At 62.5% G+C, this 8,940-nt stretch carries 5 protein-coding genes; all 5 read right to left on the bottom strand.

What is annotated here, in order from left to right:
- Nucleotides 1-1,120: 1,120 nt before the first annotated feature.
- Complete coding sequence (locus BN3659_RS11445) at nt 1,121-1,501, bottom strand: TraR/DksA family transcriptional regulator (protein WP_091537099.1); 381 nt, start codon at nt 1,499-1,501, stop codon at nt 1,121-1,123.
- 75 nt (nt 1,502-1,576) lie between these two features.
- Nucleotides 1,577-4,972 (bottom strand): isoleucine--tRNA ligase, encoded by a 3,396-nt coding sequence (ileS, locus tag BN3659_RS11440; protein WP_091537097.1) that lies wholly within the window; start codon nt 4,970-4,972, stop codon nt 1,577-1,579.
- A 693-nt stretch (nt 4,973-5,665) separates the two neighbouring features.
- Entirely contained in the window at nt 5,666-6,211 is a 546-nt protein-coding gene (locus BN3659_RS11435; RefSeq protein ID WP_091537096.1) for a sugar O-acetyltransferase, read from the bottom strand.
- Nucleotides 6,212-6,226: 15 nt separating this feature from the next.
- On the bottom strand, nt 6,227-8,062 hold the full coding sequence (locus BN3659_RS11430; RefSeq protein ID WP_091537094.1) for an ABC transporter ATP-binding protein: 1,836 nt from the start codon (nt 8,060-8,062) through the stop codon (nt 6,227-6,229).
- A gap of 338 nt (nt 8,063-8,400) precedes the next feature.
- Complete coding sequence (gene rnhA / locus BN3659_RS11425; RefSeq protein ID WP_091537093.1) at nt 8,401-8,871, bottom strand: ribonuclease HI; 471 nt, start codon at nt 8,869-8,871, stop codon at nt 8,401-8,403.
- Nucleotides 8,872-8,940 lie beyond the last annotated feature (69 nt).

Below are 8,940 nucleotides of genomic sequence, written 5' to 3'. Positions count from 1 at the left end.
GTGCCGGGGCGTGCCGGGGCGTGCCGGGGCATGAAGGGCGTATGCGGCGGTTCCTCGGAGTGTCTCCCCGGCCGGTGCGCTGCCGCCGCTTTCGGCGGCAGCAACGGAAGGGACCGGAACGGGGAGCGCCGGGGCCGAAGTCGCGGAACCGCGGGGCGTCGTTCGGCTTTCCTCTCGCGAGAAAGCGACGTTTGCGGCGAGCAGGAACGACAGTGCGAGTATGGAAAAGCGGAACGGCATTCGTCCAAAGATAGGTATTTTTTTCGCAAAATGTGTACATCATCCGATGCTTCCTCGCGTTCGGATTTCCCGGTCGTGCTGCATGCGAAGAGGATAACTCGAATTTTTTTTCGTCCGTTTTCCGCCCCGGCACAGCCCGAACGGGTTCGGCTCTGCTCCCGGCCTGATGAAACGGTTGCTTTCGGGAACCCTATCAGGCGGTTTTCGAAGGCAGGCGACTTGAGGCAGGGCGTATGTTGCTGCGGGGCGTGTGCGCGAGCGGACCGGCGGTCGGACGATGCCGCTGGCGCGGCGAGGTCGGGGCCCTTCTCCCTCCCTCGGAAATCCGGATGTTCGCCGCAGGCTTGCGGCCCCGTTTTCTGCGTCGGAGTGCGATTGCGGAAGGTTGGGGCGCCTTGGGCTGCAGGGCGTATGTGCGGTGGACGCATCGGAACTCGGCCGGCTCGGTTCGTCGTGTTTTTGTGCCGAGGAACGGGGCGGAGGTTTCATCGTGCGGTCGGAGGGCCCTTCGCCGGGCGGCTGCGGGAGGGTAGGGGAGAGTACATACGGGACCGATGCCGCATCCGGCTGCGATTATCGTTCGGTCTTCTTCGCTCTCGCGGGGGCGCGGCGGTCCGCAAACACGGTTTTCGGTCGCGGGACTGTTCGGTTTGTCGTGCGGTTTGCAGCCGGGGGGCATGCATCGTCGCGGCCGGTCGATGCACACATGAGAAAGGAGGGAGTGCCTTTCGGCGGTCTCCCTCCCTTTGCGTCGAGTGTCCGCAAATATGCCGTCGTCCCGCAGGTAGGCGCTCCTCGACGGCGGAGTGTGCCTGTTGCGTTTGCCGGAACCCGTTCGGCTGCCGGCCGTCCGAACTGAAAACCGCTTCCGGCTGCGGTCTTATTTGCGGCTCTCCTTGGCTTCGATGCACTCGGTGGCGTGCGGCACCTTCATCAGCCGTTCCTTCGGAATCAGCTTGCCGGTGGTTTTGCAGATGCCGTAGGTCTTGTTCTCGATGCGAACGAGCGCCATTTCGAGGTTGCGGATGAATTTCATCTGGTGAGCGGCCAGCCGTCCGCTCTCCTCTTTCGAGAGCGTGGTGGCGCCCTCTTCGAGCACTTTGAACGTGGGCGATGTATCCTCGGTATCGTTGTCGGCCGTATGGGTGATCGTGGCGCGCAGCAGTTCGTAGTCCGCGCGCGCATTTTCCAGCTTTTTCAGAATCAGCTGTTTGAACTCTTCGAGTTCGGCGTCGCTGTAACGTGTTCTCTCGTCTGCCATAATCTCTGTTGTTTGTGATTTATGTAAAATTAAGCACTTTTTCCGTAAGTACCAAATTTTACCCGTTAAATTCGCTCAGAGGCGTGTTACGGCGATGCGCACACGTTCGTCGTCCACTTCCGTGTCGACCACTGCGGCGCCTTCGGGCGTTGCGCTGCCCGCCACCTCGTCGGCGAGGGTCTGCGCAGCGATGTAGCCGGCGTAGCGTGCGAGCGCGTCGCGCGTCAGAGGCGTCAGTTCGATGCCGACGCGGATGCGGTCGGTAACTTCGAATCCCGACTCCTTGCGGATATTCTGGATGCGGTTTATCAACTCGCGTGCCACGCCTTCGGCTCGCAGTTCGTCCGTCAGAGTGATGTCGAGCGCCACGGTGAGCTTTCCCTCCGAGGCGACCAGCCAGCCGGGCATGTCCTCCGAGGTGATCTCGAAGTCGGCGGCCGTCAGGGTGATGCGTTCGGCGCCGAGGTCGAGCTCGGTCTCCGCGGCGGATTCGATCCGGACGATCTGCTCCTGCGTGAACTGGGCCGTCATCGCGGCGATCTGCTTCATGTATTTGCCGTATTTCGGGCCGAGGGTCTTGAAGTTGGGTTTGATCCGCTTGGTGATGAGCCCCGCGGTCTGTTCGATCAGTTCCACCTCCTTGACGTTCACTTCGCCCATCACCAGTCCTTTCACGGCTTCGATGCGCCGTTTGGTTTCGGCGTCGAGCACCGGAACGAGAATCTTCGTGAGCGGCTGGCGTACCTTGATGTTCACCTTGCGGCGCAGGGCCAGCACCATCGACGAGATGCGCTGCGCGAGCGACATCGTCTGCTCCAGCTCGGGGTCGATCCGTGCGGCGTCGGCCGCAGGGAAGAGCGCGAGATGCACCGATTCGTCGGCGTGGCGGCCGCTCACGGCGTTCAGGTCGCGGAAGATGCGGTCCGTGATGAAGGGCGCGAAGGGCGCCGCCAGCATCGAGACGGTCTCCAGACAGGTGTAGAGCGTCTGATAGGCCGCAAGTTTGTCGTCCGTCATGCCGCCGCCCCAGAACCGCTTGCGGTTGAGGCGCACGTACCAGTTCGAGAGGTTCTCGCACACGAATTCCTGAATGGCCCGTGCGGCCGGCGTGGGATCGTAGTTTTCGAGCGCCTCCGTTACGGTCTTCACCAGCGTATTGAGCAGCGAGACGATCCAGCGGTCGATCTCGGGGCGTTTCGCTACGGGGATTTCGGGCTCGCGGCCCGTGAAGCCGTCCACATTGGCGTAGAGGGCGAAGAAGGAGTAGGTGTTGTAGAGCGTGCCGAAGAACTTGCGGCGCACCTCGTCCACGCCGTCGCGGTCGAACTTGAGGTTGTCCCACGGCTGCGAGTTGGAGATCATGTACCAGCGGGTTGCGTCGGCCCCGTAGGTGGCGAGCACGTCGAACGGATCGACGGCGTTGCCCAGCCGTTTCGACATTTTGTTGCCGTTTTTGTCGAGCACCAGCCCGTTCGAGATGATGTTGCGGAAGGCCGCCGAATCGAAGAGCATCGAGGCGAGGGCGTGCAGCGTGAAGAACCAGCCGCGCGTCTGGTCCACCCCTTCGGCGATGAAGTCGGCGGGGAAGACCGTGCGGAAGTCCTCCTTGTGTTCGAACGGGTAGTGCAGCTGCGCATAGGGCATGGCGCCCGAGTCGAACCACACGTCGATGAGATCCGGCTCGCGCCGCATCGGCTCGCCCTTGGACGAGACGAGCACGATCGAATCCACATAAGGGCGGTGCAGGTCGATGCGCTCCGCGGAGTAGTTCTCCCGCGAGTAGTCGCCCACCTTGAAATCCTTGTAGGGGTTCTCCGGCATCAGTCCCGCGGCCACCGACTTCTCGATCTCCGCGACGAGCTCCTCGACCGAACCGATGCACTTGAGCTCGGAGTAGTCCTCCGTAGCCCAGACGGGCAGCGGCGTGCCCCAGAAGCGCGAGCGCGAGAGGTTCCAGTCGACGAGCCCTTCGAGCCACTTGCCGAAGCGGCCCGTGCCGGTCGATTCGGGCCGCCAGCGGATCGTGCGGTTCAGTTCGATCATGCGGTCGCGCAGGGCCGTGGTGCGGATGAACCACGAATCGAGCGGGTAGTAGAGCACGGGTTTGTCCGTCCGCCAGCAGTGGGGGTAGGAGTGGGTGTGCTTCTCGATCTTGAAGGCGCGGCCTTCGCCCTTGAGCATCACCGAGAGATCGACGTCGAGCGTCGGCGCATCGGCCGGCAGCGAGTCGTCGTAGGCGTTCTTCACGTAGCGGCCGGCATACTCGCCGTATTTGCGCACGTCGACGTGCGTGCGGACGAATTCGGCATCGAGCTCTTCGAGGGGGAAGAAACGTCCTTTGCGATCCACCATCGGCTGATTCTTGCCCGCCTTGTCGACCAGAAACAGGGGGGCGATGCCGGCTGCGCGGGCCACGCGGGCGTCGTCCGCGCCGAACGTGGGCGCGATGTGCACGATGCCCGTACCGTCCGACGTGGTTACGTAGTCGCCCAGAATGACGCGGAACGCATCCCCGTCGGGACGCACCCACGGCATGAGCTGCCGGTAGCGCACGCCTTCCAGCTCGGGGCCTCGGAGCGAGCCTTCCATGATCTCGTAGGTGCCCTCGGCCTTCTTGGGGAAGTAGGAGCCCACGAGATCGCGGGCGAGAATCACCGTTTGCGGGGTGTCCGTATAGGGATTGCGGCACTTGATGCGCACGTATTCGATTTCGGGACCTACGGCGAGCGCCGTGTTCGACGGCAGGGTCCACGGCGTCGTGGTCCATGCGAGGAGACAGAGCGCGCCCTCCGTGCCTTCGAAGAGCCGCTGGCTCCGTGCGTCGCGCACCACCTCGAACTGCGCCGTGCAGGTCGTGTCCTTCACGTCGCGGTAGCAGCCCGGCTGGTTCAGTTCGTGGGTCGAGAGACCCGTGCCCGCTGCGGGCGAATAGGGCTGGATGGTGTAGCCTTTGTAGAGCAGCCCCTTGTCGAAAAGCTGTTTCAGCAGCCACCACAGCGTCTCGATGTATTTGTTGTCGTAGGTGATGTAGGGATCGTCCATGTTGACCCAGTAGCCCATCTTGCGCGTGAGGTCCTCCCAGACGCCCGTGAACTCCATGACGGCTTCGCGGCACGTGCGGTTGTACTCCTCGATGGAGATCTTGCGGCCGATGTCCTCCTTCGTGATGCCGAGTTTTTTCTCGACGCCCAGTTCCACGGGCAGGCCGTGCGTGTCCCAACCCGCTTTGCGGTGGACCAGATAGCCTCGCTGGGTCTTGTAGCGGCAGAATACGTCCTTGATCGTGCGGGCCATCACATGATGGATGCCCGGCAGTCCGTTGGCCGAGGGAGGCCCTTCGTAGAAGACGAACGCCGGATGTCCTTCGCGGGTGGAAATGCTCTTGTGGAACGTGTCGTTCTCGTCCCACTCTTTCAGCACGTCGGCGGCTGTCGCCGCCAGATCGAGACCCTTGTACTCTTTGAATTTCATATCGTGTGATTGCTGATTTCGTAACAACTCGCAAAGATAGTAAAATCTCCGGAAAATCCGGTGCTTTCGCAAACCCGATTGTCTCTTCGGCCCGCTCTCTTCCGGCAGTCCGATGCCCGTGCCGGACGGGCGGCTTCCGGCTCTTCGTCGTCCTTGACGCACAGAGCTGTCTGCCGGACATCGTTCGGTACGGCCGGGTGTCGTTTCATCGCGGACGAACCGTTTCATTGAGCCGAGCGCAGAGCCGAACTCGTTCGGACCATGCCGGGGCGGAAAATGGAAGAAATACATTCAACCGTTTCATTGAGCCGAGTGCAGAGCCGAACTCGTTCGGACCATGCCGGGGCGGAAAATGGAAGAAATACATTCAACCGTTTCATTGAGCCGAGTGCAGGGCCGAACTCGTTCGGGCCATGCCGGGGCGGGAAACGACCGCACGAAGATCGACTTTTTCCGCCGCTGCCGAACGGAGAGGGAGACCGTCTGCGGGCATTCGCCGGACACGTCGATCGACGAAAAGACTTCGGGTGCGGCCGTCCGGCGACAGGTGCGTCTCTGCGGTCCGTGCGCGGCATGGCACTTCGGACATCGGACCGTGCGCACCGCCCGCCGCTCCGAGGCGGGGAAATCCGTCTGTTCGAAGCGGTTCTCTCAAGGCCTTGTCGGCCGCGGAGGGCGGGCGGAGGTTCGGGGTCAGAGGGTCCGCACGATCCGTGCAGGGTTGCCCACGGCGAGCGAACGGGCCGGCAGATCCTTCGTTACGACCGCGCCGGCACCGACGATGCAGCCGTCGCCGATCGTAACGCCCGGGCAGACGATCGCTCCGCCTCCGAGCCAGCAGTCGTCGCCGATCGTGATCGGACGGCCGCATTCGCGCTGCGTGGCCCGTTCCGCCGCGTCGAACGGATGGTGGGCGGTGAGCAGCTGCACGTTAGGCCCGATGAGCGTGCGGCGGCCGATGCGGATCGGTGCGAGGTCGATGCATACGCAGCCGAAGTTGATGAAGGTCCCTGCGCCGGCCGAGACGTTGTAGCCGTAGTCGCACTGGAACGGAGCGCGGATGAACCCCTCCATGGCGGGACACAGTTCGCGCATGACGCGGCGGTACTCCTCGTCGTGGTCGCAGAGCACGACGTTCAGCCGGTGCCGGAGCCGTGTGGCGCGGGTGCGGTCGGCCGTGAGTTCGGCGTCTTGCGGGTCGAACCACTCGCCGGCGATCATTTTCTCTTTTTCGGTCATTTTTTTCGTTCGGTTTCAGTCGAAAGACTGCATTTCGATCAGTTTGGCGTAGATACCGTTGCGGGCCATCAGTTCGGCGTGGGTACCCTGCTCGGCGATACGGCCGTGGTCCACGACGATGATCCGGTCGGCGTTGTGGATCGTCGAGAGGCGGTGGGCGATCACCACCGACGTGCGGCCTTCGAGCAGGGCGTTCAGAGCGTCCTGCACCAGCTTTTCGCTTTCGGTGTCGAGGGCCGAGGTGGCTTCGTCGAGGATCAGGATTTCGGGGTTCTTCAGCACGGCGCGGGCGATCGAGAGACGCTGTCGCTGGCCGCCCGAGAGCTTCGATCCGCAGTCGCCGATGTTGGTGCGGTAGCCTTCGGGGGTCTCCATGATGAAGTCGTGGGCGTTGGCCACCTTGGCCGCCGCGACGATCTCGTCGTGCGTGGCCGAGGGTTTGCCCATGGCGATGTTGCTTTCGATGGTGTCGTTGAAGAGCACGGTATTCTGCGCCACGACGCTCATGTGGGCGCGCAGGCTCTCCTGCGTGTAGTCGCGGATCGGGATCCCGTCGATCAGGATGTCGCCCGAGGTTGCGTCGTAGAAGCGGGGAATGAGCTCGCTGAGGGTCGACTTGCCGCCGCCCGAGGGGCCGACCAGCGCCACGGTCTCGCCGCGGCGGATGCGGAACGAGATGCCGTCGATCACCTCGCGGCTGCCGTCGTAGGTGAAATGTACGTTGCGGAACTCGATTCCCTCGCGGAGGCTGTCGAGCGTGCGGGCGTCGGGGCGGTCTTGGATTTCGGGCTGCGAATCGAGCACCTCGAAGATGCGTTCGCCGGCGGCGATGCCCTGATTGATCGTGGCGAACTGGTCGATGAACGACCGCACGGGGCGCGTGATCTGCGAGAACATGGCCAGAAAGGCCACGAAACCGCCGGCGTCGAGCGAGCCCCGGATGACGAGCATGCCGCCGAAGACGAGGATCACGCCCGCGGCCGAGATGCCGAGAAATTCGCTCATGGGCGAGGCGAGCTGCTGGCGGCGGACCATCGAGAGCTGCAGACGCGAGAATTCGGCGTTGATGGCGTGGAATTTCCGTTTGACGTATTCGGTGGCGTTGTAGCTCTTGATGACCTTGATGCCCGAGAGCGCTTCGTCGAGTGTGCTGACCATGTCGCCCATGCGCTCCTGACTGGTGCGGGCCGGATGGCGGAGCCGCTTGACGATCGAGCCGATCAGGAGGGCCACCAGCGGCAGAAAGACGATCGAGAAGATCGACAGCTCCCACGAGATCATGAACATCGCCGCCAGATAGCCGATGATGAGCAGCGGCTCGCGGAAGGCTACCTGCAACGTGTTGGTGATGCAGAACTGCACGACCATCACGTCCTGCGTGATGCGCGATACGATGTCGCCTTTGCGCTGTTCGTTGAGGTAGCCCACGTTCATGCCGATCACCTTGTCGAACATCTGGTTGCGCATCCGCTGGAGCGACCGCGTGCGGAGGTTCTCCACGGTCCACGAGCTGAGGTAGCGGAACGTGTTGCTCAGCAGGCTGGTGGTCATCACCGTGGCGGCCAGCAGGACGAGGGTTTTGAAGATGCTGAATTCGGTGCCGAAGAGGTGGGTGTAGAGGTAGCCGATGAGTTGCGAGAAGGTCTCCTGATTGACGGCATAGGTCGACGGCAGTTCGTAGACGGGTTCGAAGCGGTAGGCGGGGTCGAACAGGGTGCTCAGGATCGGAATGATGAGCACGAAGTTGATCGTGTTGAAGAGCGCGTAGAAAACGGCGTAGAAAAAGTAGGGTACGGCGTATTTCGAAATCGGGCTGGCGAAGCCGAGCAGTCGTATGTAGGTCTTGAACATAGGGTGTTCGCGGGGTTGTTTGGGGTTAATATCTCGGCAAAGATAGGAAAACCCGCGGAAAATGACGCATCGGAAGGGAAAATAACGCGATTGTCTGCACGGGCCGCTGCCTCGCACGGGTGCGGGCAAAAGGTGCGAGAAGCAGGAATTTGCGGTTTTTTCCCGAAATAGAAAGTGCTGGAATATCGGGTTTTCGTACTTTTCGCCTTGCGAAAGGTGCGGAAAACCTTTCGCAAGGCGAAAAAAGACGCGAGACCGGAGGCTTGAAAGATCCGCGAGGCGGATAGCAGGCATTGCGGAAGACGGGGCTTTCGGGTTTTTGCGCCGGCTTCCGGTTTTTACGCCCCGTCGTCCGAAGCGTCGTAGCCCGTGTCCTCGATGTGGTGCGCGCAGTCGCCTGCGGCGGCCACGGCGAGTTGGTCGCAGCGGTTGTTTTCCACCGTTTCGGCGTGGCCCTTTACCCAGACGAATCGGACGCGGTGGCGCCGGTAGACGCGCAGGAAACGCCGCCAGAGATCGGGATTTTTCTTGCCGGCGAATCCCTTTTTCTCCCAGCCGAAGACCCAGCCTTTCGTTACGGCGTCCACGACGTAGCGCGAATCGGAATAGATCGTAACGTCCGATCCGTCGAATTTGAGCAGTTCGAGCGCGGCGCATACGGCCGTGAGCTCCATGCGGTTGTTGGTCGTGAGGCGGTAGCCCTGCGACAGCTCCTTGCGGAAGCGGCCCGAGATCAGCACGCAGCCGTAGCCGCCCGGCCCCGGGTTGCCGAGGGCCGATCCGTCCGTATAGATGGTGATGGTCGGCAAATCGTATACTTGGTTTGTAATGTTTTGTTGCGTCGGGTCGGATTGCGTCTGACGCGCCCACTTCCCCCC

The sequence above is a fragment of the Alistipes sp. CHKCI003 genome, assembly GCF_900021155.1.
Classification (GTDB): domain Bacteria; phylum Bacteroidota; class Bacteroidia; order Bacteroidales; family Rikenellaceae; genus Alistipes; species Alistipes excrementavium.
The sequence above is the reverse complement of the archived record's forward strand: the minus strand, read 5'-3'. Positions and strand labels throughout refer to the sequence as shown.

What these genes read in the sequence shown, in the direction of transcription:
- BN3659_RS11445 (WP_091537099.1), bottom strand. Translation starts at nt 1,501, where the DNA reads ATGGCAGACGAGAGAACACGTTACAGCGACGCCGAACTCGAAGAGTTC.
- BN3659_RS11435 (WP_091537096.1), bottom strand. Translation starts at nt 6,211, where the DNA reads ATGACCGAAAAAGAGAAAATGATCGCCGGCGAGTGGTTCGACCCGCAA.
- ileS (WP_091537097.1), bottom strand. Translation starts at nt 4,972, where the DNA reads ATGAAATTCAAAGAGTACAAGGGTCTCGATCTGGCGGCGACAGCCGCC.
- BN3659_RS11430 (WP_091537094.1), bottom strand. Translation starts at nt 8,062, where the DNA reads ATGTTCAAGACCTACATACGACTGCTCGGCTTCGCCAGCCCGATTTCG.